Genomic DNA, 23,585 nt, shown 5'->3' with positions numbered 1-23,585 from the left:
GCATCATCCATGTCCACCACCGCAGTGCCGCGGAAGACCCCGGTCCGCGCCGCCGTCGCGAGCTTCTTCGGCAGCGCCGTCGAGTACTACGACTTCTTCCTGTTCGGGTCGGCGGCAGCGCTGATCTTCCCGACGGTCTTCTTCCCGTCCGGAGATCAGGCCGCGCTCGTGATGTCGTTCGCGACCTTCGGCTTCGCGTACATCGCACGGCCTCTCGGCGCGATCTTCGTCGGCCACTTCGGCGACCGCCTCGGCCGCCGGCGCGTGCTGCTGTTCACGCTGCTCGTGATGGGACTGTCGACCTTCGCGATCGGGTGTCTGCCGACGTACGAGCAGATCGGCTGGGCCGCCCCCATCCTGCTGGTGGTCTGCCGCCTCTTGCAGGGCCTGTCCGCATCCGGCGAACAGGCAGGGGCCTCGTCGCTCACCCTGGAGCACGCGCCGGATCGCCGACGCGCGTTCTTCACCTCATGGACGCTCACGGGGACGCAGGGAGGCCAGATCCTGGCCGCGCTGGTGTTCATCCCGGTGGTCGCGATGCCCGACTCGATCAAGCTGACGTGGGGCTGGCGCATCCCGTTCTGGCTCAGCGCCGTCGTCGTCATCGTCGCGTATGTCATCCGTCGCGGGCTGCATGAGACGCCGGAGTTCGAGGAGACCAAGGCCGAAGGCCGCATCGCCCGCATCCCGCTCGTCCCGCTGCTGCGCGACCACTGGCGGGACGTGCTGCGCGTCATCTGCTGCGCGTTCATCGCGGCGGTGTCCACGGTGTTCGGCAACCTCGCCATCGCCTACGGAGTCGTCGTCGGACTCGACCCCGCCATGACGCTGTGGCTCGTCGTCGCGGCGAACCTCGTCGCCATCGGCACCCAGCCGATGTTCGGAGCACTCGCCGACCGCATCGGCCGCAAGCCGGTGTTCATCTACGGTGCGATCGCGTCGGCCCTCCTGATGCCGTTCTACATGCTGTCGATGGGTGGTGGGAATCTCGTCCTGACCTTCGCGCTCGCGGTGCTGACCTTCTCCTTCGGGTACGCCGCCGCCAACGCGGTCTGGCCGGCCTTCTACTCCGAGATGTTCAGCACGCGGGTGCGGTTCTCGGGCGTCGCCATCGGCACGCAGTTCGGCTTCCTCATGGCGGGCTTCGCACCCACCATCGTGACCGCCCTCGGCGGTGTCCGGCAGGGCGGATGGGTCGTCATCAGCGTCTTCACGGCCGTGATCTGCCTCATCGCCACTGTCAGCGCGCTCACGGCCCGCGAGACGAAGAACGTCCCGACCGAGGAGCTCGGGCTGCGCAGCGAGCACATCGTCCGGACGGTGCCTGTCGCAGCGTGAGGTTCACACACCCAGACGCGGCCTCGCCCACCGGGCGGGGCCGCGTCTATCCCTGCGCGCGATCCTCGGCCGGGAGGAGCCGGGTCATCACGAGCTCGGGCCCGATCGTGCCGGTGAAGGTCTCGCCCGTCGGGGCGAAGCCGGCGCGCCGGTAGGCACCCTGCGCGCGCAGATTGTCGGCGTGCACGTCGAGCGACAGGATGCGGGCCCCCTCTGCGTGGGCCCATGCTGCGGCGGCCGCGAACAGGCGATCGATCGTGCCGTCGCCACGGTGGCTCGGACGCACGTAGACGCCCACGACGTCGGCCCGCTCCGTGCGCACGGTGTGCCCGAGATGATCGATGATCCCCGGCTTGCGGATCAGCACGCTCAGTGAGCCGACCCACGCCGGCGCATCCGCATCCTGGTCGATCGCGACGAACTGGGCCGAATCGGCGGAGTCGGCGGCGCGCCGGGTCCGCTCCCGCCAGAACTCGTCGCTGTGGGCGGCGACCTGGGCGGGCGATTCGAGGAAGGCGATGGCGGCGTCCGGGTCTGCGACGGCCTCGATGCGAAGTGCGCGGACGTCCCGCCATTCCGAGGCGAGGATGCGTCGTACGCTCGAGCGGCCCGTCACCGCGCCAGCCTACCCGGGCGGCTCAGCCCGCGACCTCCTGGTACGCGGCGAAGAGCAGCGATTCGTCGGGCGCCTGAAGCACCGTCGGCCGGGCGATGTCGTCGAGCACGATGAAGCGCAGCATCGAGCCGCGGGCCTTCTTGTCGCGCTGCATCGTCGCCAGCAGCTGCGGCCACGCGCCGGCGCGATAGGTCATCGGCAGGCCGAGCGCGCCGAGAACGTCGCGGTGGCGCTGCACCGCCTCATCCGGCAGCCGTCCCGCCAGTCGCGAGAGCTCGGCCGCGAACGTCATGCCGACCGAGACGGCAGCGCCGTGCCGCCAGCGGTAGCGCTCGGCATGCTCGATCGCATGACCGAGCGTGTGCCCGTAGTTGAGGATCTCGCGCAGGCCCGCCTCGCGCAGATCCTCCCCGACGACCCGCGCCTTCATGTCGATCGCGAGCTCGATGCAGCGGCGGAAAGACTCGGATCGCGGGTCGACGACCGCGGCCGGGTCGGCCTCGACGAGATCGAGGATCTCGGGGTGCCAGATGAAGCCGGCCTTCGCCACCTCGGCGAAGCCGGCGACCCGCTCGTTCGGCGACAGCGAATCGAGCAGGTCGAGGTCGCAGATCACCGCCCGCGGCGGCCAGAACGCGCCGACGAGGTTCTTGCCCTCGGCCGTGTTGATGCCGGTCTTGCCGCCGACCGCTGCATCCACCATCCCGAGGACCGTCGTCGGCACCTGTACGATCGCGACCCCGCGCAACCACGTGGCTGCGACGAACCCCGCGAGGTCGGTCACCGCTCCTCCGCCGAATCCCACGACGACGTCGGTGCGCGTGAAGTCCGCCTGGCCCATCACCTGCCAGCAGAACGCGGCCACCTCCACGCGCTTGCCCTGCTCGGCATCCGGCACCTCGGCGAGAAGCACCTGCCGGTCGGCGCCGAGCGTCGCGCGGAGGGCCTCCGCCTGCTCGGCGAGCGTCGGCGGGTGCACGATGAGGACCTTCTGGGCGCCGGGAGGCAGCGCCTCGGCGACGGTCGGCAGGATGCCGCGGCCCACGCGGATGTCGTAGGGCTGTTCGCCCGCCACCTGGATCGTCGTGGTCTCGCTCATGCGGAGCGCTCCTCCTCGTTGGTCTGCGCAGCCTGATCGGCCTGCTCGGCGCCGGCCGCCCACGCCACGATCGCGTCGACGACGGCGCTGAGGGGTCCGCGGGACGTGTCGAACGTCGCATCCGCCAGCTCCTCGTACACGGGCCGCCGGGCCGCGTAGATCTCCTGCCATCGCGCGATGGGATCCTCACCCGCCAGCAGCGGACGGTCGGTCCCTGCGATGCGGGCGGCGACGATCCGCGGCTCCACGGTGAGGAGGACGACACGGTGCCGGGCGAGAAGCGCGCGCGCGCCGGCATCCGTCACCGCTCCTCCGCCGAGGGCGACGACACCCTCGGACTCGAGTGCGACAGCGACCGCCGCGCGCTCGATCTCGCGGAACCGCGGTTCGCCCAAGTCGGTGAAGATCTTCTCGATCGGCCCGTGCTCGCGAACCACGAGCGCATCGGTGTCCGTGAACGGGAGGCCCAGCTTCTTGGCCACCCGGCGACCGATGCTCGTCTTGCCCGCGCCCATCGGCCCGATCAGCACGAGGGCGCTCATGCCCCGGCCCGCATTCACAGGAGCGCGGCGTCGCTGGCGGGCGTGCTGCGCAGGGTCTCGGGGATCGCCATGAGGTAGGACTCGAGGTTGCGCCGCGTCTCGGCGACGTTGTCGCCGCCGAACTTCTCGAGCACGACCTCGGCGAGCACGATTGCCACCATCGCCTCCGCGACGACGCCGGCGGCAGGGACGGCGCACACATCGGAGCGCTGGTGGTGCGCCGAGGCCGTCTCGCCCGTCGACACGTCCACGGTGCGCAGGGCGTGGGGCACTGTGGCGATCGGCTTCATGCCGGCCCGGACGCGCAGCACCGTCCCCGTCGACATGCCGCCCTCGGTGCCACCCGCACGGTCGGACGAGCGGGTGATGCCGTCGTCGGTGACGAACAGCTCGTCGTGGGCCGCGGACCCGCGCCGACGCGTCGTCTCGAATCCGTCGCCCACCTCGACGCCCTTGATCGCCTGGATGCTCATGATCGCCTGCGCGAGCTTCGCGTCGAGGCGGCGGTCCCATTGCACGTGCGAGCCCAGCCCGGGAGGCAGGCCGTACGCGAGCACTTCCACGATGCCGCCGAGGGTGTCGCCGTCCTTGCGCGCGGCGTCGACCTCGGCGACCATGCGGCCCGAAGTCTCCGGGTCGAAGCAGCGCAGGGGATCCGCGTCCAGCGCATCGACGTCGTCGGGCGTCGGCAGCGCCGCGCCCTCGGGAACCTGCACAGGGCCGATGGACAGCGTGTGACTGACGAGACGGATGCCGAGCTCGCCGAGGAACGCGCGTGCCAGTGTGCCCAGGGCGACCCGGGCCGCGGTCTCGCGGGCGCTCGCCCGTTCGAGGATGGGCCGCGCCTCGTCGAACCCGTACTTCTGCATGCCGACGAGGTCGGCGTGGCCCGGACGAGGGCGCGTGAGCGCGGCGCCGCGGCCGCGGGACATGTCGGTGAGGTCCACCGGCTCCGGGCTCATCACCTCGATCCACTTCGGCCACTCGGTGTTGCCGATGCGCAAGGCGATGGGGCTGCCCAGCGTGTAGCCGTGCCGGACGCCGGACGAGATCGTCAGCTCGTCCTCTTCGAACTTCATGCGCGAGCCGCGCCCATAGCCGAGCTTGCGCCGGGCCAGGTCGGCCCGGATGGCGTCGAACGAGACGGGGACGCCGGCCGGAAGACCCTCCATGACGGCGACGAGTTCGGGGCCGTGCGATTCGCCGGCCGTGAGCACGCGGAGCATTCCCCCAGTCTCCCACGCCCGCGCGGGACGTCAGTCTCCCGTGACGGCCGCCCGCATCGCCTCGAGCACGCGCTCCTCGTCGGGCAGCGGCCTCGCCGGGTCGCCGGCGGTGAAGACGCGCACCTGCAGCAGCGCCTGGTGCAGCAGCATCCCGAGCCCCCAGACGGCCTCGCCGCCGCGGCTCTCCCACGCCCGCGCGAGCGCCGTCGGCCAGTGGCCGTAGACGACGTCGTAGAGCAGCCCGCCGCCCGCGGCGAGTCGCTCGGCGGCGACCGGATCGAGGGGCGCCTCCCCCGGCAGCGTCGAGACGGTGACGTCCGACGACCGGAAGGCGTCCGCCGAGAGCGGTGCCACGGCGACCCGCATCCCGAGCCGTTCGCCGAGATCCAGAAGGGATGCCGCGGCCTCCGGCCGCCTCGCGACGACCTCCACCTCCCGGGCTCCGAGCTCGCCCAGCGCCACGAGCGCCGAGGTCGCCGTCGCACCCGCGCCGACGATGCGCGCGGTGGCAGGAGTATCGAGCCCGCGCTCCGCGAGGTCGCGCGCGATCCCACCGGCGTCGGTGTTGAACCCGTGCGGACCGTCGGCTGCGAGCAGGAGGGTGTTGACGGAGCCGGTGAGCTCGGCCGCGCGGTCCCGCGTCACAGCGGCGGCGAAGGCGACACCCTTCAGCGGCATCGTGAGCGACAGGCCGCGGAACGAGTCATCCAGCGAACCCAGCTGCGCGTCGAACGACACCTCGTCGACGCGACGACGCTCGTACGACCAGTCCAGGCCCAGCGTGCGATACGCGGCGAGCTGCAGCTGCGGCGAACGACTGTGGGCGATGGGATCGCCCCACACCTCGAGGCGTGTCACCACCGCGTCAGCAACCCGAGTTCGGATTCGCCTTGCACCACGTGCGCATCTGCTGCACGGCCTTCTCCTGGTCGGCGTACGTCGTCGAGAACACCGTCTCGCCGGTGTTCATGTTGACCGTGGTGAAGTACATCCACGTGCCGTCGGCGGGATGCATCGCGGCGTCGATCGCGAGGTCGCCCGGGCTGGAGATGGGGCCGACCGGCAGTCCCGGGTGCACGTACGTGTTGTAGGGGTTCGGATCCTTCAGCGCCTCGGCCGACGAGCTCGCCGTGCCGTTGTGGAGCTGGCCGTAGCCGTACTGCGCGGTGGAGTCCATCTGGAGCTTGCCGAACGTGTCCTTGTTGTTCGGCTGCAGGCGGTTCTCGATGACGCGCGAGACCTTGTAGAAGTCCTGCGAGTTGCGGGCCTCGCGCTGGATGATCGACGCGATGATCAGGATGCGCTGGCGGTCGGCCTGCGGCACACCGGCCTTGTCGAGCGATTGCACCGTGCGCTCGACCATCTTCTGGATGACCTGCTGAGCGGTGACGCCGGGTCCGAACGTGTACTGCGCGGGAAACAGCCATCCCTCGAGGCTCGACGCGGTGACACCGTAGTCCGCGGGCTTCGCCACGGCGGCCTGGAACTGGTCGATCGGGATCTTCAGCGTGTCCGACAGGGTCTTCAGGATCTGATCCTCGGTGAGGCCCTCGCGCAGGAGCGCGGTGTTCTGCAGCTTGCTGGACGGATCCTCGAGCGCCGCCAGGGCCGCGGCCGAGGTCATCTCCTTCTTCAGCTTGTACACGCCCGGATAGAAGGTGGGATTCTTGCCCGACTTCACGAGCATCTGGTAGAACGCCTGCGGGGTCTTCGTGACCCCGGCCTGAGCGAGCGCCGTCGACACGGTCATGCCGCTGTCGCCCTCGTTGATCGTGATCGTCGCCTCGCCGTGTGCCTTGCCGGACGCGTAGTCGATCGGCTCGGTCCACCCCATCACCTCGCGGACCTTGCCGCCGTACTGATTCCACGCCCACATGCCGCCGGTCACCAGGCCGCCGATCAGGACGACGATGATGCCCAGGACGACGAAGCCGCCGAGGCGGCCGCCGCCGCGCGACCCGTCCTTCCTGCCCTTGCCCTTTCCCTTGCCGCCCTCGCTCGGGGGCGTCGCGGCGTGGGCGAACAGGTCGTCCAGGCTCACCTCGGTCTGTGCGGGCGCAGGCGAATACCCGGATGCCGCTGCCGCGGCGTCGGTGGATGCCGACGTCCTTCGCGCCGGCGTGAGCGGCTCGACGTCCGCCAGGAGCGGGCCGGTCGCCCATCCGCCCCGGTCGCCGGCGACCTGCGGGAGAACCGCCGTGGGCGCGGGCTCTGCCGCGTCGCCTGCGCGGCTGTGCGATCCCACGCCGTTCGGTGTGCGCATCGGACCGGGCGCGGTGGTGTCGCGCGGCGCTCCGAACGGGTCGTCCGCGGCGGCTGCGGCGACGCCCGCGTCGTCATCCCACGAGATCGTGCGCACCGGTCGCAGCGGCAGCGGCTGGAAGCCGGTGGCCTCCACGGGCTGCGCTCCCGGCATCGGGAGCGGGAACGCGGTGGCGCGGACCGTCGGTGCGGCCGAGGCGCCCGGCGTGGGCTCGGGCCGCGGGGGGTCCGTCGGCGCAGCCGTCGGAGCGATCTCTCCCGTCGCGGCACGCGCCGCCGCCTCGCGGGCGGCACGCCGCGAGCCCGGCACGGGCGGAGCGGCCGCGGCCGCCTGCGCGGCGACCGCTGCCGGCTGCGGCGCGGAGGACGACGGGGGCGCGGCGGCCGGCGACGTCCGGACTGGTCCGGGAGCCGTACTCGACACCGAGCGGTCCGGGCGCGCGGATGAGCGGTCGCCGAAGATTCCCTCGAAGGGGTCGTCGTACGACATGGGTTCGGGCATCAGGTGGGCTCCTGGGCGGGTTCTACGGCGCTTCCGGGCGCTCTCCCGCTGCTTTTCTCGACGTCGAGCGCCTGCTGCAGGAGAATCACCGCGGCGACCTGATCCACAATGCTACGAGACGAACGCTGGGATCTGCCCGTACCGCGCAGCGCGGCATGGGCGGACACCGTGCTGAGGCGCTCATCCACAAGCCTGACGGGTCGTGCTGACGAGGATGCCAGGAGTGCCGCGAACTCGCGAGCATCGCGCGTGGACGGCGTGTCGTCGCCGCTCATGTTCAGCGGCAGACCGACGACGAGCTCGAATGCCTCCTGCTCATCGGCGATGGTCAGGATGCGGGCGATGGATGCGTCGTCCCGCGGCACGGTCTCGACCGGGGTGGCCAGCATCCCGTCCGGATCGCAGCGGGCGACACCGACACGGGCTTTGCCCACGTCGATGCCGAGCCGCACCCCCCGGCGGAACCCGGTCACGCGTGCGTCGCCTCCAGCGCGCGCACGATCGCCTCGAGGGCGACCGGGAGGGCTGACACGTCCGTGCCGCCGCCCTGCGCCACGTCGTCGCGACCTCCGCCACCGCCGCCGAGCAGCCCCGCGGCAGTCTTGGCGAGCACGCCCGCCTTCGCGCCGGCGGCGCGCGCGGACTCCGAGGTGGCCACGATCACGACCGGCCGCTCCCCCACCTCGGCACCGAGCGCGACGACCGCGGGGCCGGACCCCAGGCGGTCCCGCACCTGCAGCACGAGGCCGCGCAGGTCGTCCGCGGACGCCGCGCGCCCCACGGAAGCGGTCACGGCCCGGAACGGGCCCGCGGAGGTCGCGGACGACACGAGCTCGGGCACGCGCTCACCCAGCAGCTTGGCCTCGAAGCTCGCGATGCGCTTCTCCGCCGCCTTGAGGCTGGCGGTCAGCTCGGCGATGCGCGCGGGGAGGTTCTCGCGCGGGGTCTTCAGAACGGATGTGAGCTGCGACACGATCGCGCGCTCGGCCGCGAGCTCGCGGAACGCATCCTGACCCACGAGCGCCTCGACGCGGCGGTTGGATGCGCCCACCGACGACTCGCCGACAAGGCTGATGATGCCGACCTCGGCGCTCGTGGACACATGCGTTCCGGCGCAGAGCTCGCGCGACCAGGGACCGCCGATGTCGACCATGCGCACGACGTCGCCGTACTTCTCGCCGAACAGCGCCATGGCGCCGAGCTCCTTGGCTTCCGAGAGCGACAGCACGCGCGTGGTCACCTCGAGGTTGTCACGCACCGCGTTGTTGGCGATCTCCTCGATCTCGGTCTTCGTCTCCGGCGAGAGCGCCTGCCCCCAGGCGAAGTCGAAGCGGAGATACCCGGCACGATTCAGTGAGCCGGCCTGCGTCGCGGTCCGGCCCAGCGTGTCGCGCAGCGCGGCGTGCACGAGGTGCGTCGCGGAGTGGGCCTGACGAGCGGCGCGGCGGTTCACCGCATCCACCACCGACGTCGCGGCCTGGCCGAGGCCGACCTCGCCGGAAGTCACCTCGACCGTGTGGCTGACGAGCCCGGGAACCGGCTTCTGCACGTCCAGCACCTCGAGCTCGTAGCCCGGGCCGACGATGACGCCCTTGTCGGCGACCTGGCCGCCCGACTCGGCGTAGAGGGCGGTCTCGGCCAGGATGACCTCGGCGATCTGCCCCTGCGTCGCGCGCTGCGCCGGCAGGCCCTCGACGAGGATGCCGAGCACGTTCGACTCCGTCTCGAGGTCGGTGTAGCCCGTGAAGACCGTCTCGCCGTGCGCTCGGAAGTCGCGGTAGACGCTCAGGTCCGCGATCGCGCGCTTGCGCGACTTCGCGTCGGCCTTCGCCCGGGTCCTCTGCTCCAGCATGAGGGCGTCGAACGCCTCGCGGTCGACGCTCAGCCCGGCCTCCTCGGCGACCTCCATCGTGAGGTCGATCGGGAAGCCGTACGTGTCGTGCAGGAGGAACGCCTCGGCGCCGGGCAGCGCGAACGCGCCCGCATCCTTCGTCTGCGACACGGCGAGATCGAGGATCGTCGAGCCCGCCGCCAGCGTCCGGAGGAATGTCTCCTCCTCGGCATAGGCGTACTGCGAGATGCGCGCCCAGTCGTCGACGACCACGGGGTACGCCGACGCCATCGCGTCACGAGATGCCGTGAACAGCTCGGGGAACGACGGGCCGTCGACTCCGAGCAGCCGCATGGCGCGGACCGAGCGGCGCATGAGGCGGCGGAGGATGTAGCCGCGGCCCTCGTTGGACGGCGTGACGCCGTCGGAGAGCAGCATCAGCGACGACCGGATGTGGTCGGCGATCACGCGATAGCGCACGTCGTCCTCGTGCGAGGCGCCGTACCTGCGGCCGGAGAGCGCCTCCGCGCGGTCGAGGACCGGGCGGACCTGATCGATCTCGTACATGTTCTCGACGCCCTGCTTGATGAAGGCGACGCGTTCGAGGCCCATACCGGTGTCGATGTTCTTCTTCGGCAGCTCGCCGACGATCGCGAAGTCGGTCTTGCTCTTCACATCCGCGATGAGGTCCTGCATGAAGACGAGGTTCCAGATCTCGGTGAACCGGCTGTCGTCCACGGCCGGGCCGCCGTCGCGGCCGTACGCGGGGCCGCGGTCGAAGTAGATCTCCGAGCACGGACCGGCAGGCCCGGGCTGACCCGTCGACCAGTAGTTGTCGTCCTTGCCCATGCGCTGGATGCGGTCGGCGGGCAGCCCCGCGATCCTGTGCCAGAGGCGGGCAGCCTCGTCGTCATCCTCGTAGACGGTCACCCACAGGTCGCGCTCGTCGAAGCCCAGGCCGCCGTCGGCCTCGGACGACGTCAGCAGCTCCCACGCGTAGCCGATCGCGCCTTCTTTGAAGTAGTCGCCGAACGACCAGTTGCCGAGCATCTGGAAGAACGTGCCGTGTCGAGCCGTCTTGCCGACCTCTTCGATGTCGTTCGTGCGGATGCACTTCTGCACATCCGCCGCACGCGCGTAGGGCGCCGGCACCACGCCGGTGAGGAACGGGATGAACGGGACCATGCCGGCGATCGTGAACAGGATCGACGGATCGTCGCTCACGAGCGAGGCCGACGGCACGATGGTGTGGTCGTTCTTCTGGAAGTAGTCGAGATAGCGCGTCGCGATCTCAGAGGTCATCATGACGGTGCAGGTCCTCAGGGCAGGTCGAAAGAGCACCCCGCGAAGTCGCGGCGTGTGGAAGTGATCAGAGAGCGGACGACGGGCGGTCGGATGCGTCTTCCCCGGCCGGGGCGGCGACCGGCGTCTCCGGGCCGGCGAAGGCGGCCTCCTGAGCGTGGTAGGCGTCGGCGATCCGGTCGGTGAACTCGGAGATGCGCGCGTCGAGCTCTGCCAGGACGTCGCGGCCGCGCGGGTCCTTGTTGACGTAGTGGGCGGCGACGAAGCCGCCGATGACGCCGAGCACGAACCAGAGGAAGTGCTTCACAGGATCTCCTTCGCGTCAGGCCGCGGATGCGGTATTCCCCATCGTAGGCGAGAACGCAGGAGGGGCGCCGGGAAGAACCCGGCACCCCTCCTGGATTGAGAGCTGCGTGCGTCGGCGCGCAGTGCACACTCGGACGCGGCGCTTCGCGCGCCTCCGGCCGCGGCCCTAGCGGGCAGTGCACACTCGGACGCGGCGCTTCGCGCGCCTCCGGCCGCGGCCCTAGCGGGCGGCGTAGTACTCGACGACCAGCTGGACGTCGCAGACCACGGGAACCTCGGCGCGCTTCGGGCGACGCACGAGGCGGGCCTGCAGCTTGTCGAGCTCGACCTCGAGGTAGCCCGGCACGGGGGGGAGCACCTCGGCGTTGCCGCCGAGAGCCGCGACCTGGAAGGGCTCGGTGCCCTCACTGCGCTCCTTGACGTGGATGAGCTGACCCGGCTTCACGCGGAACGACGGGCGGTCGACGATCTTGCCGTCGACGAGGATGTGGCGGTGCACCACGAACTGGCGGGCCTGCGCGGTCGTGCGGGCGAAGCCCGAACGGAGGACGAGGGCGTCCAGACGCATCTCGAGCTGCTCGACGAGGTTCTCACCGGTCAGGCCGTCCTTGCGGCGGGCCTCCTCGAACTGGATGCGCAGCTGCTTCTCGCGGATGCCGTACTGCTCGCGCAGACGCTGCTTCTCGCGCAGACGAACGGCGTAGTCGCTGTCGGCCTTGCGCTTGGTGCGGCCGTGCTCGCCCGGAGCGTAGGGACGCTTCTCGAGGTAGCGGGCGGCCTTCGGGGTGAGCGCGACGCCGAGGGCGCGCGACAGACGCACCTTGCGGCGGTCCTGGGACTTCGTGACCACGAAGTGTTCCTTCCGTGACGCGGCCGTGTCTTTCACGGCTCGCGGGCGTATCGCCTGTCTTCGCCCTGTCCGGACTGCACGCCGGGGCATGCCGGAAGGTATGTGGAAGAGAGGGGATGCCCGAAAACTCGGTTTCGAGCCGCTCAAGTCTAACAGAACGGGATGCGGCGCCCTCCCCGCGCCGCCACGGCGGGGAGGGCGAGTGCGTCAGCCCTCCAGGATGCGGCGGATCTTCTCCAGGCGCGCCTGCACGTCGCGCTCCTGGCCGTGCGCCGTCGGCTCGTAGTACGTGCGACCCCGCAGCTCGTCGGGGAGGTACTGCTGCGGCACGATCCCGATCTCGGCGTCGTGCGGATAGACGTATCCCTTGCCGTGGCCGAGCCGCTTCGCGCCGGGATAGTGCGCATCGCGCAGGTGCGCGGGCACCCGTCCGAAGCCGCCCTTGCGGACGTCGGCGATCGCCTGGTCGATCGCCAGGTACGCGGCGTTCGACTTCGCCGTCGTCGCGAGGTAGGCCGTGGCCTCGGCGAGTGGGATGCGGCCCTCCGGCATGCCGATGAACGCCACGGCGTCGGCTGCCGCCACCGCGATCTGAAGCGCCTGCGGGTCGGCGAGGCCGACGTCCTCGGCGGCCGAGATCACGAGCCGGCGGGCGATGAACCGCGGGTCCTCCCCCGCCTCGATCATGCGCGCGAGGTAGTGCATCGACGCATCCACGTCCGATCCCCGGATCGACTTGATGAAGGCGCTGATGACGTCGTAATGCTCGTCGCCCTGCCGGTCGTAGCGCAGCAGCGCACGATCGACCGCCTGCGCGATCGCCTCCGCGGTCACCGTGGGGGTCGACTCGTCGTCCTCACCGCCCTCACCGGCTCGGCCATCCGTTCCCAGGGCGATGGTGGCCGCCGCCTCGAGCGCCGTGAGGGCGCGTCTCGCGTCGCCGGATGCCAGCCGCACGAGGGCCGCGCGCGCGTCGTCGGCGAGCACAACCGATCCGTTGAGCCCCCGGGCGTCCGATACGGCCCGATCGACGAGCGAGCCCAGGTCCTCGTCGGACAGCGGCTGGAGTGTCAGCAGCAGCGACCGCGACAGCAGCGGCGAGACCACCGAGAACGACGGGTTCTCCGTCGTCGCGGCGATGAGGACGACCCAGCCGTTCTCGACCCCGGGGAGCAGTGCGTCCTGCTGCGCCTTGGTGAACCGGTGGATCTCGTCGAGGAACAGGATCGTCGACACACCGTAGAGGTCGCGCTGCGTGAGCGCCTCCTGCATGACCTCGCGCACGTCGCGCACGCCGGCGGTGACCGCGGAGAGCTCGACGAACCGCCGACCGGACGTGCGGGCGATGGCCTGGGCGAGCGTCGTCTTGCCCGTCCCCGGCGGCCCCCACAGGATGACCGAGACGGGAGTGGATGCCGCGGCATCCGCCTGCGCGAGAGCGCGGATCGGCGACCTGGGCTTGAGGAGATGAGCCTGCCCGGCCACCTCGTCCAGCGAGGTCGGTCGCATGCGCACGGCGAGGGGCGTCTGCCCCTGGAACAGCGCGGTCGGCATCGTCACCAACTCAGGCTAGCCGCCACGGCGGACACGGAGCCCGGCCCGGGTTGGGCGCGCGCCGGTCCGACCTCGTAAGATCGTCCCGCCCGGCGCGGCCGGGTGCGAAGGAGGACACGTGGCCACTGGCGGCAAGGGGCAGGGGCGCGCCGCGCGCGAGGTGCGGGAGCGCAATCGCACGTATCTCGCCCGCAAGGAATACCACGATGGACAGCTGCGCAGGCGCCGGCGGGACGACGTCGTGGCGGGCGTCGCCGGCGGCATCCTCATCCTGGCCATCGTGGGCGGTCAGATCGCCTACTTCACCGTCGGTCCCGGCAGCTCCCACCCGTCGCCGACGCCCTCCTCATCGCCGTCGCCGTCCGCGTCCTGAGCGCCTCGGCCGGGATCGACCCTCGTACTAGGCTGGGGTCCGTCCATCCCCCGATAGGCGCTCCGGCGCCGCCACGAGGTGCATCCGTGACTGCAACCGCAGAACCCACCCCCGACCAGAACGAGCCCTGGGGCCGCGTCGACGAAGACGGCACCGTCTCGGTGCGCGAAGGCGCCGACTGGCGCGTCGTCGGTCAGTTCCCCGATGGCTCGACGGAAGAGGCCCTGGCCTACTTCGAGCGGAAGTACACGGACCTCGCCGGCGAGGTCGCCCTTCTCGAGGTGCGCCACCGCCGGGGCGGCGCATCCGCCTCCGATCTGCGTTCCACGGCGACGACCCTGCGCGGCAAGGTGGCCGGTGCGGCCGCCGTCGGCGACCTCGCGTCGCTCGACGCTCGCCTCGAGACGCTCATCGGCGAACTGGCCGCCGCGACCGAGACGGAGGCCGCGGCCGCCCGCGAGGCCGTCGACGAGGCGATCCGGGAGCGCACGGTGCTCGTGGAGCAGGCCGAGGCGCTCGCCGCCCGCGACCCGAAGACCGTGCAGTGGCGTCAGGCCGGTGCCGAGATGACGGCGCTCTTCGACCAGTGGCAGTCGCAGCAGCAGAACGGACCCCGACTGCCCAAATCGACCGCCCAGCAGCTCTGGAAGCGATTCCGCGACGCCCGGGCGACCGTCGACAGGCACCGCCGCGAGTTCTACGCGGAGCTCGATGAGACCCACCGCTCGGCGCGTGACGCCAAGACGCGTCTCGTCGAGAAGGCCGAGGCGCTCGCCCCGCGCGGCGAGGACGGCATCGGCGCCTACCGAGAGCTGCTCGACCAGTGGAAGACCGCCGGCCGTGCGGGCAAGAAGGTGGACGACGCCCTGTGGGCGCGCTTCAAGGCCGCCGGCGACGCGCTGTACGGCGCGCGCTCCGAGCGCGAGACCGCGGAGGCCGAGGAGTCCCGCGAGAAGATCGCTCAGAAGCGCGAGCTGCTGGTGGAGGCCGCCGCCGTCGCCGACGAGTCGAACCTCGGGGCGGCACGCACGATGCTCACAGGCATCCAGCGGCGTTGGGACGAGATCGGGCGCATCTTCCCGCGTGACAAGGAGCGTGCGCTCGACGACGACCTGCGCAAGATCGAGCAGGCGCTGCGCACGCGCGAGGACGCCGACTGGAAGCGCAACAACCCCGAGACCAAGGCGCGCGCGAACGACATGACGCGCCAGCTCACCGACGCGATCGAGAAACTCGAGAACGAGCTCGCGGCGGCCGAGGCCTCTGGCGACACCACCGCCGCGGCGCAGGCGCGCGAAGCGCTGGATGCCCGCAAGGCATGGCTGCGCGCCCTGGGCGGCTGAGCGGGTTCTCCACAGGCGAGGGATGCGGCGGGTCGCCGCCTCCGCGGATGCGGCATGCTTCCGAGCATGCACCGCGCGTTCCTCTTCTTCCCCGGTGACCGCCTCTCTTCGACCGAGCTGTGCGCGGCGCGCCTGGACGGCCACGTCGTCGAAGTCGGGGACGCGTATGCGCCGGCCGACACGGTCGAGACGGCGGCACTGCGGGGCGCGTCGCTGCTTCCACTGCTCGGCAGTGCGCTGGCCGCTACTCACCTGAGCGCCGCGTGGGTGCTGGGTGCGATGCCGGAGCCGCCCGCGCGGCATACGGTGCAGCGGGCCTCCGAGCGCCGCCCGCACAGCACGTTCGACGTGCGCGTGCAGTACCGCGACCTGCAGCTGCCCGACGCCGACCTCATCCTGATCGGCGGCGCACGCGTGACCACGCCCGAGCGCACGCTCGCCGACCTCGCACGCACCGACGACGCACAGCACCGGCGAGCCTTCGAACTGCTCGCGGATGCGGAGCCGGGACTTGCTGCCGCCGCCCTCGAGTGGCTGGAGGCCCAAGGACCCATCTGGGCCAAGCGCGCCGGGAAGGAGATCCTGCAGGCCCGGGTTCAGGACGAGGTGACGCGGTACACGTCGTAGACCGCGTCGATGCGCCGCACGGCGTTCAGCACGCGGTCGAGATGGACGATGTCGCCCATCTCGAACACGAAGCGGCTCAGCGCGAGGCGCTCGTTGGTCGTCGACACCGTCGCCGACAGGATGTTGACATGGTGCTCGCTGAGCACCCGCGTGACGTCGCTGAGGAGTCCGGAGCGGTCGAGCGCCTCGACCTGGATCTGCACCAGGAACACGCTCTTCGAGGTGGGCGCCCACTCCACGTCGATCAGACGCTCCGGGTCGGACATGAGCGACTTCACGTTCGTGCAGTCCGCCCGATGGACCGAGACGCCACTGCCCCGCGTGACGAAGCCGACGATGGAATCGCCCGGCACGGGCGTACAGCACTTCGCGAGCTTCACGAGGATGTCTGGTGCCCCGCGGACGAGAACGCCCGAGTCGCCGGCGCGCTGCTGGCGGCTTCGTCCGACGTGCGGGAGCTCGATGGGGCCGGTCGCCACCTCGTTGACGCTGACCAGGGCCGTGACCTTCTCGATCACCGACTGGGTGGACACGTGGCCCTCGCCCACCGCGGCGTAGAGGGCCGACACGTCCTCGTAGCGCAGCTGGTGCGCCACGTCGGTGAACGAGTCCTGGCTCATGAGGCGCTGCAGCGGCAGGTTCTGGCGGCGCATCGCGCGGGCGATGGCCTCCTTGCCCTGCTCGATGGCCTCCTCACGGCGCTCCTTCGTGAACCAGCCGCGGATCTTGCTGCGCGCACGCGTGCTCTTGACGAAGCTCAGCCAGTCCTGGCTGGGGCCCGCATCCGGGTTCTTCGACGTGAAGACCTCGACGACGTCGCCGCTGGACAGCGTCGACTCGAGCGGCACCAGCCGGCCGTTGACCTTCGCCCCCATGGTGCGGTGGCCGATCTCGGTGTGCACGGCGTAGGCGAAGTCGACGGGGGTCGCGCCGGTGGGCAGCCCGATGACCCGGCCCTTGGGCGTGAAGACGTAGACCTCCTTCGCTCCGATCTCGAAGCGAAGGGAGTCGAGGAACTCACCGGGGTCCGCGGTCTCGGCCTGCCAGTCCGAGATGCGCGCGAGCCACGCCATGTCGGTGTCGAGCGACTTCGAATCGCTCTTGCCGCCCGTCATCCGCTCCTTGTACTTCCAGTGCGCCGCGACGCCGTACTCGGCCTGCTGGTGCATCTCGTGGGTGCGGATCTGGATCTCGACCGTTCGCCCGCCCGGGCCGATCACGGTCGTGTGCAGCGACTGGTAGAGGTTGAACTTCGGAGTGGCGATGTAGTCCTTGAAGCGGCCGGGAAGCGGCGTCCAGCGCGCGTGGATCGCTCCGAGGACCGCGTAGCAGTCGCGGACCGTCCCGACGATGACGCGGATGCCGATCAGGTCGTAGATGTCGTCGAACTCGCGACCTCGGACGACCATCTTCTGGTACACCGAGTACAGCTGCTTGGGGCGCCCCACGACGCGCCCGCGCACGCGGAGTTCCCGGAGGTCGGATTCGACCGACTCGATCACCGTGTGCACGTACTGCTCGCGCTGGGGGGTCCGCTGGCGGACGAGGCTCTCGATCTCAGCATAGAGCTTCGGATGCAGCACGGCGAACGAGAGGTCCTCGAGCTCCGACTTGATGGTCTGGATGCCGAGTCGATGCGCCAGCGGCGCGTAGATCTCGAGGGTCTCGGTGGCCTTCTTCTGAGCCTTCTCCGGTGGGACGAAGCCCCACGTCCGGGCGTTGTGCAGCCGGTCGGCGAGCTTGATGAGCAGGACACGGATGTCCTTCGACATCGCGACGATCATCTTGCGGACGGTCTCCGCCTGCGCGCTCTCGCCGTACTTGACCTTGTCGAGCTTGGTGACGCCGTCGACCAGCATCGCCACCTCGTCGCCGAAATCGGCTGCGAGGGCTTCGATGGTGTAGTCGGTATCCTCGACGGTGTCGTGCAGGAGCGCGGCGGCGATCGCCCGCGGCCCGAGCCCCAGGTCGGCGAGGATCTGCGCGACCGCCAGGGGGTGCGTGATGTACGGCTCGCCGCTCTGCCGCTTCTGGCCCTCATGGGCGCGCTCGGCTACCGAGTACGCGCGCTCGATGACGGCGAGGTCGCCCTTCGGATGGTGCGCGCGCACGGTGCGCAGCAGCTGATCGACGCCGTCTCGACGCGCGGAGCGTGAGAAGATCCTCGGCACCAGGCGCCGCAGAGAGGACTGGCCGGAGGCGGGGACGGTTTCGGTCATCCCGTCACCCCCGCCCTCAGCACGATCCTCTCATCGTAGCGCCAGAGCATCCGGCTCAGACCGCCGCGACCGCCTTCGAACGCGCCGAGCGCACCTTGACGTCATGCGACTTGATCGAGGACTCGCTCTCGCGGAAGAGCGAGTACAGCGGCGCGGCCACGAACAGCGTCGAGTAGGCGGCGACGATGATGCCGACGAAGATCGACAGTGAGATGTCGCTGAGCGTCTGCGCACCGAGCCAGAACACGCCGATGAACAGGATCGCTCCGACCGGGAGGATGGCGACGACCGTCGTGTTGATCGAGCGGATCAGCGTCTGGTTCACCGCGAGGTTGACCGACTCGCCGAAGGTGCGTGTCATCCCCTCGCCGTCTGCCTGGGTGTTCTCACGGATCTTGTCGAAGACGACCGTGGTGTCGTACAGCGAGTAGGCGAGGATCGTCAGGAAGCCGATGACCGCCGCCGGCGAGATCGCGAACCCGCACGCCGCATACACGCCGATCGTGATGATCAGCACGTCGAGCAGGCCGATGATCGCCGACGCCGACATCTTCCACGTGCGGAAGTAGAGCGCGAGGATGAGGAACGTCAGCGCGAGGAAGATCGCCAGACCCCACAGCGACTGGCGCGTGACATCCGCTCCCCAGCTCGGGCCGATGAACGATGCCGTGACCTCGCTCTTGTCGACGTGGTACGCCGTGGCGAGGGCCTCGGAGACCGCCTGGGTCTGCGCAGCCGTCATCTGGTCGGTCTGCACGCGGACGGTGTCCGAGCCGACGGTCGTGACCTTCGTGGTCGCGTTCGGAACCACGGAGTGAACGGCCTGCGTCGCGGTCGCCTGGCTCGGGTTCGCGGCGTTCGACACCGTGAACTGCGATCCGCCGGTGAACTCGATGGAGAACTGGATCGGGCGGAACAGCGGCACGAGCACCGACGCGAGCACGAGCGTCCCGGCGATGATGAACCACAGCCGACGCCGGCCGATGAACGGGAAGGAGACCTTGCCCGAGTAGAGATCGTTGCCGAACTGGCTCATGCGGCCCATCAGTCGTCGCCCTTCGGGGAGTTCTTCGTCGCGTCGCCGGAGGATCCGCCGGCCTTCACGCTGCCCGCCTCGGCGAGCTCCTGCGCCTGCTTGCGCTCGGCGATCGTCTGACGCCGCTCGGCCTCACCGCGCGAACGCGCCACCCTGCCCCTGGGCACGCCGGCGACCGGAGCGCGGAACTCGGCACGACCGCGGTAGACGGCGCCGAGGGCCTCGGGATCCATGCCCGAGAACCTGTGCCCGGAGCCGAAGAACCGCGTACGCGCCAGGAGCTGCATCACCGGGTGCGTGAACAGGATGAAGATCATGATGTCGATCAGGGTCGTGAGCCCCAGTGTGAACGCGAAGCCCTTGACCGTCGCATCCGCCAGGATGTACAGCACGACCGAGGCCAGGATGTTGATCGACTTCGACACGTAGATCGTGCGGCGGGCGCGCCCCCAGCCGTCCTCGACGGCTCCGGTGATCGTCTTGCCGTCGCGCAGCTCGTCTCGAATTCGCTCGAAGTAGACGATGAACGAGTCTGCGGTGAATCCGATCGTCACGATCAGACCTGCGACACCGGCCAGCGACAGGCGGAAGCCCATGCGCCACGCCAGGATGCAGAGCATCAGGTACGTGATCACCCCCATCACCGCGAGGGAGGCGATGATCACGAAGCCCAGGGCGCGATAGACGATCAGCGAGTAGATCGCGACGAGGACCAGACCGATGAGGCCGGCGACGAGGCCGATCATGAGCTGCTGCGAGCCGAGCGTGGCCGAGATGGTGTCGGAGCTCACGACCTTGAAGCTCAGCGGCAGCGCGCCGTACTTCAGCTGGTCGGCGAGTGTCTGCGACGACGCCTGGGTGAAGCTTCCCGAGATGCTCGGGTTGCCGTCGAGGATGACGGCGTTCATCGACGGGGCCGACAGCACCAGGCCGTCGAGCACGAAGGCGAACTGGTTCAGGGGCGCCGTCGCACCGTACAGGCGCTGGCTGATCTCGCCGAAGGTCTTCGTGCCGGCGTCGTCGAACTTCAGGTTGACGGTCCACTGGCCGTTCTGCTGATTCAGTCCGGACGTCGCGTCGCTGATCGACGAGCCGTCGAGCTCGACCGGACCCAGGATGTACTTCACCTGCCCGCTCGCGTCACACGTGATCAGCGGCTTGTCCTTCGGGGCGTCCGCCGGATCGTTCTTCGGATCCTTGCAGTCGTACGAGAGGAACTGGGCCTGGAGCTCCGGGGTGATCCAGTTCGTGTCGCTGCCGTTCGTCGGCGACGCCGTGGGCGTCGCGCGCAGCGACGGGTCGGGCGTCGGATACGGCGTGGTCTTCCCATCCGAGCCCACGAACGACGTCGCCGGCGCTCCCGCGTAGAGGACGGCCCGCAGCTGAAGCTGCGCGGAGGCCTCGATGCGCTTGCGCGTCTGCTCGTCGGCCTGGCCGGGGATCTGGACGACGATGTTCTTGCCGCCCTCAGTGGTCACATCCGACTCGCCGACACCCGAGGCGTCGATGCGCTGACGGATGATCGTCACCGCCTGGTCCATCTGCTCGGTGGTCGGCGCGGTGCCCTTCGCCGTCTGGGCCTCCAGGATGATCTGGGTGCCGCCCTGGAGGTCGAGGGCGAGAGACGGCGTCCAGGAACTCTGCTTGAAGACATAGACGCCGAGCGCGTTGATGCCGAACAGCACCGCGATGACGACGAAGAGTCCGATCAGCGAGCGCCACGCGTGCCGGACGGGAGTGGATGTGGCCACGAAGGGTCAGCTTTCTCTGCGGGCGGCGCTCAGGCCGCCACGATCACTTCTGGTCTGAGTCGTTCTCGCCCTTGAGACGCTCGGCGGTCTCCTCGGGCGTCTCGACGTGAGGCGCGTCGGCCACGGACTCATCGTCGATGGCCTCGTGGGCGCCGGGTGCCTCGGTGGGCGTCACGACGCGAAGGATCGCCTGGCTGTGCACCTTGATGTCGACGCCCGGCGCGATCTCGACGATCGCCGGCTGGTCGAGGTTCTCGGCGTCGTACTCCACGATGGTGCCGTAGAGCCCGCCCTGGAGCATGACCTCGGCACCGGGAAGCGTCTGCTTGGCCTTGGCCTCCTGCTCGGCCTTCTGCCTCTGCTGACGGCGGCGCGAGCTCCAGAACATGAAGACGAGGAGGACGGCCAGCAGGATGATCAGGCCGTACTGCTGAATGAACTGCATGCGAAGATCGCACCTTTCGATAACGACGATCGCCAAGGCGTCTTCGTCGTGGGGCTGTGAGGTGGCCGATGGCCTCCCCGATTATAGGTCATCCAGTCGAAGGGCCCCGTCGGGGTGCGGCACCCGCAGGTGCGCATACGCCTCCGGCATCGCGACCCGGCCCCGGGGCGTGCGCCCCAAGAAGCCGATGCGGACGAGGTAGGGCTCGACGACCGCCTCGATCGTGTCGGGCTCCTCGCCGACGGCGACGGCCAGTGTCGACAAGCCGACCGGTCCTCCGCGGAAGCGTCGGACGACCGCGTCGAGAACCGCTCGGTCGAGGCGGTCGAGGCCGATGGGATCCACGTCGTACAGCTCGAGAGCGGCCGCCACCGACCGCTCGTCCGCCTCGGTGCGGTGGACGACGGCGTAGTCGCGCACGCGTCGGAGCAGGCGGTTCGCGATGCGGGGCGTGCCGCGCGACCGGCGGGCGATCTCGGCCCGCGCCCCCGGGGGAAGGGCGACGCCGAGCATGACGGCCGATCGCTCGACGACGCGTTCGAGCTCCTCGGGCTCGTAGTACTCGAGGTGTCCGGTGAATCCGAAGCGGTCTCGCAGCGGATTGGGAAGCAGGCCGGAGCGTGTGGTCGCTCCGACGAGCGTGAACGGGGCGAGATCGAGCGGGATGCTGGTCGCCCCCGCGCCCTTGCCCACCATGATGTCGATGCGGAAGTCCTCCATCGCGAGGTAGAGCATCTCCTCGGCCGAGCGGGCCATCCGGTGGACCTCGTCGATGAACAGCACCTCGCCCGGCGTGAGACTCGACAGCAGGGCCGCCAGGTCTCCGGCGTGCTGGATGGCCGGGCCGCTCGAGAGGCGCAGCGGGCGGGCGCTCTCGTGCGCGACGATCATCGCGAGGGTCGTCTTGCCGAGACCCGGCGGACCGGAGAGCAGGATGTGGTCGGCCGGGCGCTGCTGGATGCGCGCCGCATCCAGCAGAAGCTGCAACTGGCCGCGCACCTTCTGCTGCCCGACGAACTCGGAGAGGGACGATGGGCGCAGCGCACCCTCGATCGCGAGCTCCGACTCGTCCTCCGGGGTCGCGGTATCGCGCAGGTCATCCACCGACCGGCTCCTTCCGCGCGGGGCCGAGCTCCGCCAGCGTCTGGCGCAGCAGGACGGGGACACTCGCATCCGGTGCCGACTCGGCGACCGCCGCCACGGCTTCGGCCGCCACCTTCTCCGACCAGCCGAGGCCCACGAGCGCCTGCACGACCTGCGCGGCGATGGCGCCCACGCCCGCCTCCGGGCGTCCGGCGGCGGCGGCACCGGCCGGTGCGAAGATCTTGCCCGCCAGCTGTACGACGATGAGCTTCGCGGTCTTCGGCCCGATGCCCGATACCCGCCGGAACGGCGCGTCGTCCTCCGCGGCCACCGCCTCGGCGATCTGCGCGACCGTCAGGCTCGACAGCACGCCCAGAGCCGACTTCGGGCCGACTCCGGTGACTCCGAGAAGGAGGCCGAACGCCTCCAGCTCTTCGCGCTCCGCGAAGCCGAACAGCGAGAGGGCGTCCTCGCGCACGATGAGACTCGTGTGCAGACGCAGCTCACCGCCGAGGTGCGCCGTGCGGGCGACCTGCGGGGTCACGGCGACGGAGAAGCCGACGCCGCCGACCTCGATGACGACGCCGTCATCGGACACGTGCAGCACCGAGCCGCGAAGCGATGAGATCATGCGATCAGACTATCCGGCACTTCGCACGTATGTTCGAGCGACACTCCCGACGCCGCACAGACGGACGGTCAGCGCCGTGCCAGCCGCTCGGCATCCGCCCACGCGCGCTGCGCCGGTGTCAGCGGGCCCTTCTCCACGGGCGCGGGACCGCGGCGCCACGCATGACAGAGGGCGAGGGCCAGCGCATCCGCCGCGTCGGCGGGCTTCGGCAGGGCATCGAGGCGGAGGATGCGGGCCACCATCGTCTGCACCTGGCGCTTGTCGGCGTTGCCGTAGCCCGTGATGGCGGCCTTGACCTCGCTCGGGGTGTGCGTCTGGGCGGCAAGGCCGTGCTCGGCGGCCAGCAGCAGCGCCACACCGCTCGCCTGGGCCGTGCCCATGACGGTCGAGCGGTTCTGCTGCGCGAAGACGCGCTCCACGGCCACGACGTCCGGATGATGCTCCTGCAGCACGGCGCGGATGCCGGCGGCGATCGTCGCCAGACGACGCTCGATCGGCGCATCCGTCGCGGAGCGCACCACACCCACGTGGACGAGCTCGGCCGACCGGTCCGGCGCGACGTCGACGACGCCGATGCCGCAGCGGGTCAAGCCGGGGTCGATACCCAGCACGCGAAGAGTGGACACTCCCCCACGCTAGGCGCGCCGCG

The 23,585-nt window shown here is 70.4% G+C and carries 22 protein-coding genes; 4 read left to right on the top strand and 18 right to left on the bottom strand.

Annotated features, from left to right (window positions below):
• Positions 1 to 9: 9 nt before the first annotated feature.
• On the top strand, positions 10 to 1,338 hold the full coding sequence (locus SM116_RS09590; RefSeq protein ID WP_320940762.1) for an MFS transporter: 1,329 nt from the start codon (positions 10 to 12) through the stop codon (positions 1,336 to 1,338).
• A gap of 46 nt (positions 1,339 to 1,384) precedes the next feature.
• On the opposite strand, the gene SM116_RS09585 is transcribed toward SM116_RS09590, so the two are convergent.
• The 11 genes from SM116_RS09585 to SM116_RS09535 form a co-directional block, all read right to left on the bottom strand.
• The gene (locus SM116_RS09585; protein ID WP_320940761.1) at positions 1,385 to 1,954 is read right to left on the bottom strand and encodes a GNAT family N-acetyltransferase; all 570 of its coding nucleotides are present in this window, start codon (positions 1,952 to 1,954) and stop codon (positions 1,385 to 1,387) included.
• Positions 1,955 to 1,976: 22 nt separating this feature from the next.
• On the bottom strand, positions 1,977 to 3,053 hold the full coding sequence (gene aroB, locus SM116_RS09580) for a 3-dehydroquinate synthase (protein WP_320940760.1): 1,077 nt from the start codon (positions 3,051 to 3,053) through the stop codon (positions 1,977 to 1,979).
• Positions 3,050 to 3,595 (bottom strand): shikimate kinase, encoded by a 546-nt coding sequence (locus SM116_RS09575; protein WP_320940759.1) that lies wholly within the window; start codon positions 3,593 to 3,595, stop codon positions 3,050 to 3,052. Before SM116_RS09575 ends, aroB begins: the two co-directional genes overlap by 4 nt.
• Positions 3,596 to 3,609: 14 nt before the next feature.
• Positions 3,610 to 4,821: a chorismate synthase gene (gene aroC, locus SM116_RS09570; protein WP_320940758.1), complete on the bottom strand. Its 1,212-nt coding sequence runs from the start codon at positions 4,819 to 4,821 to the stop codon at positions 3,610 to 3,612.
• A gap of 30 nt (positions 4,822 to 4,851) precedes the next feature.
• On the bottom strand, positions 4,852 to 5,679 hold the full coding sequence (locus SM116_RS09565) for a shikimate dehydrogenase (RefSeq protein WP_320940757.1): 828 nt from the start codon (positions 5,677 to 5,679) through the stop codon (positions 4,852 to 4,854).
• 7 nt (positions 5,680 to 5,686) lie between these two features.
• Positions 5,687 to 7,585 carry an endolytic transglycosylase MltG gene (mltG, locus tag SM116_RS09560; RefSeq protein ID WP_320940756.1) on the bottom strand — a complete coding sequence of 633 codons (1,899 nt, stop codon included), beginning with the start codon at positions 7,583 to 7,585 and terminating at the stop codon, positions 5,687 to 5,689.
• Positions 7,585 to 8,058: a Holliday junction resolvase RuvX gene (gene ruvX / locus SM116_RS09555; RefSeq protein WP_320940755.1), complete on the bottom strand. Its 474-nt coding sequence runs from the start codon at positions 8,056 to 8,058 to the stop codon at positions 7,585 to 7,587. The genes mltG and ruvX overlap by 1 nt, the downstream gene beginning before the upstream one ends.
• Positions 8,055 to 10,721: an alanine--tRNA ligase gene (gene alaS / locus SM116_RS09550; RefSeq protein WP_320940754.1), complete on the bottom strand. Its 2,667-nt coding sequence runs from the start codon at positions 10,719 to 10,721 to the stop codon at positions 8,055 to 8,057. The genes ruvX and alaS overlap by 4 nt, the downstream gene beginning before the upstream one ends.
• A gap of 64 nt (positions 10,722 to 10,785) precedes the next feature.
• Positions 10,786 to 11,025 carry an ATPase gene (locus tag SM116_RS09545; RefSeq protein ID WP_320940753.1) on the bottom strand — a complete coding sequence of 80 codons (240 nt, stop codon included), beginning with the start codon at positions 11,023 to 11,025 and terminating at the stop codon, positions 10,786 to 10,788.
• A 219-nt stretch (positions 11,026 to 11,244) separates the two neighbouring features.
• A complete protein-coding gene (gene rpsD / locus SM116_RS09540; protein ID WP_320940752.1) occupies positions 11,245 to 11,874 on the bottom strand; it encodes a 30S ribosomal protein S4 in 630 nt (209 codons plus the stop codon).
• A gap of 207 nt (positions 11,875 to 12,081) precedes the next feature.
• Positions 12,082 to 13,428: a replication-associated recombination protein A gene (locus tag SM116_RS09535; RefSeq protein ID WP_320944149.1), complete on the bottom strand. Its 1,347-nt coding sequence runs from the start codon at positions 13,426 to 13,428 to the stop codon at positions 12,082 to 12,084.
• Positions 13,429 to 13,546: 118 nt separating this feature from the next.
• Between SM116_RS09535 and SM116_RS09530 the strand changes: the two genes are divergently transcribed.
• The 3 genes from SM116_RS09530 (at position 13,547) to SM116_RS09520 (ending at position 15,771) form a co-directional block, all read left to right on the top strand.
• On the top strand, positions 13,547 to 13,801 hold the full coding sequence (locus SM116_RS09530; RefSeq protein WP_320940751.1) for a dioxygenase: 255 nt from the start codon (positions 13,547 to 13,549) through the stop codon (positions 13,799 to 13,801).
• A gap of 86 nt (positions 13,802 to 13,887) precedes the next feature.
• A complete protein-coding gene (locus tag SM116_RS09525; protein WP_320940750.1) occupies positions 13,888 to 15,144 on the top strand; it encodes a DUF349 domain-containing protein in 1,257 nt (418 codons plus the stop codon).
• A gap of 54 nt (positions 15,145 to 15,198) precedes the next feature.
• Complete coding sequence (locus tag SM116_RS09520; protein WP_320940749.1) at positions 15,199 to 15,771, top strand: type IV toxin-antitoxin system AbiEi family antitoxin; 573 nt, start codon at positions 15,199 to 15,201, stop codon at positions 15,769 to 15,771.
• Here SM116_RS09520 and SM116_RS09515 read toward each other — a convergent pair.
• The 7 genes from SM116_RS09515 to ruvC all read right to left on the bottom strand — a co-directional run bounded on the left by SM116_RS09515 (position 15,741) and on the right by ruvC (position 23,562).
• On the bottom strand, positions 15,741 to 17,990 hold the full coding sequence (locus SM116_RS09515; RefSeq protein WP_320940748.1) for a RelA/SpoT family protein: 2,250 nt from the start codon (positions 17,988 to 17,990) through the stop codon (positions 15,741 to 15,743). The two genes, SM116_RS09520 and SM116_RS09515, sit on opposite strands and share 31 nt — an antisense overlap.
• Positions 17,991 to 18,045: 55 nt before the next feature.
• A complete protein-coding gene (secF, locus tag SM116_RS09510; RefSeq protein ID WP_320940747.1) occupies positions 18,046 to 19,035 on the bottom strand; it encodes a protein translocase subunit SecF in 990 nt (329 codons plus the stop codon).
• Positions 19,035 to 20,777 carry a protein translocase subunit SecD gene (gene secD / locus SM116_RS09505; RefSeq protein ID WP_320940746.1) on the bottom strand — a complete coding sequence of 581 codons (1,743 nt, stop codon included), beginning with the start codon at positions 20,775 to 20,777 and terminating at the stop codon, positions 19,035 to 19,037. Before secD ends, secF begins: the two co-directional genes overlap by 1 nt.
• A gap of 43 nt (positions 20,778 to 20,820) precedes the next feature.
• Complete coding sequence (locus tag SM116_RS09500) at positions 20,821 to 21,222, bottom strand: preprotein translocase subunit YajC (RefSeq protein WP_320940745.1); 402 nt, start codon at positions 21,220 to 21,222, stop codon at positions 20,821 to 20,823.
• 81 nt (positions 21,223 to 21,303) lie between these two features.
• Entirely contained in the window at positions 21,304 to 22,326 is a 1,023-nt protein-coding gene (gene ruvB / locus SM116_RS09495; protein ID WP_320940744.1) for a Holliday junction branch migration DNA helicase RuvB, read from the bottom strand.
• Entirely contained in the window at positions 22,319 to 22,936 is a 618-nt protein-coding gene (gene ruvA / locus SM116_RS09490) for a Holliday junction branch migration protein RuvA (protein ID WP_320940743.1), read from the bottom strand. The genes ruvB and ruvA overlap by 8 nt, the downstream gene beginning before the upstream one ends.
• Before the next feature lie 68 nt (positions 22,937 to 23,004).
• Positions 23,005 to 23,562 carry a crossover junction endodeoxyribonuclease RuvC gene (gene ruvC / locus SM116_RS09485; RefSeq protein WP_320940742.1) on the bottom strand — a complete coding sequence of 186 codons (558 nt, stop codon included), beginning with the start codon at positions 23,560 to 23,562 and terminating at the stop codon, positions 23,005 to 23,007.
• Positions 23,563 to 23,585: the final 23 nt, after the last annotated feature.

The organism is Microbacterium rhizosphaerae (assembly GCF_034120055.1).
GTDB lineage: Bacteria > Actinomycetota > Actinomycetes > Actinomycetales > Microbacteriaceae > Microbacterium > Microbacterium rhizosphaerae.
This window is presented reverse-complemented; position numbering and strand designations above follow the sequence as displayed.

Excerpts from the sequence above, each read along its gene's own strand:
- SM116_RS09590 (WP_320940762.1), top strand. The coding sequence starts at position 10 with ATGTCCACCACCGCAGTGCCGCGGAAGACCCCGGTCCGCGCCGCCGTC.
- SM116_RS09535 (WP_320944149.1), bottom strand. The coding sequence starts at position 13,428 with ATGCCGACCGCGCTGTTCCAGGGGCAGACGCCCCTCGCCGTGCGCATG.
- SM116_RS09515 (WP_320940748.1), bottom strand. The coding sequence starts at position 17,990 with ATGACCGAAACCGTCCCCGCCTCCGGCCAGTCCTCTCTGCGGCGCCTG.
- SM116_RS09520 (WP_320940749.1), top strand. The coding sequence starts at position 15,199 with ATGCTTCCGAGCATGCACCGCGCGTTCCTCTTCTTCCCCGGTGACCGC.
- mltG (WP_320940756.1), bottom strand. The coding sequence starts at position 7,585 with ATGCCCGAACCCATGTCGTACGACGACCCCTTCGAGGGAATCTTCGGC.
- aroB (WP_320940760.1), bottom strand. The coding sequence starts at position 3,053 with ATGAGCGAGACCACGACGATCCAGGTGGCGGGCGAACAGCCCTACGAC.
- ruvA (WP_320940743.1), bottom strand. The coding sequence starts at position 22,936 with ATGATCTCATCGCTTCGCGGCTCGGTGCTGCACGTGTCCGATGACGGC.
- SM116_RS09575 (WP_320940759.1), bottom strand. The coding sequence starts at position 3,595 with ATGAGCGCCCTCGTGCTGATCGGGCCGATGGGCGCGGGCAAGACGAGC.
- alaS (WP_320940754.1), bottom strand. The coding sequence starts at position 10,721 with ATGATGACCTCTGAGATCGCGACGCGCTATCTCGACTACTTCCAGAAG.
- secF (WP_320940747.1), bottom strand. The coding sequence starts at position 19,035 with ATGGGCCGCATGAGCCAGTTCGGCAACGATCTCTACTCGGGCAAGGTC.
- SM116_RS09500 (WP_320940745.1), bottom strand. The coding sequence starts at position 21,222 with ATGCAGTTCATTCAGCAGTACGGCCTGATCATCCTGCTGGCCGTCCTC.
- aroC (WP_320940758.1), bottom strand. The coding sequence starts at position 4,821 with ATGCTCCGCGTGCTCACGGCCGGCGAATCGCACGGCCCCGAACTCGTC.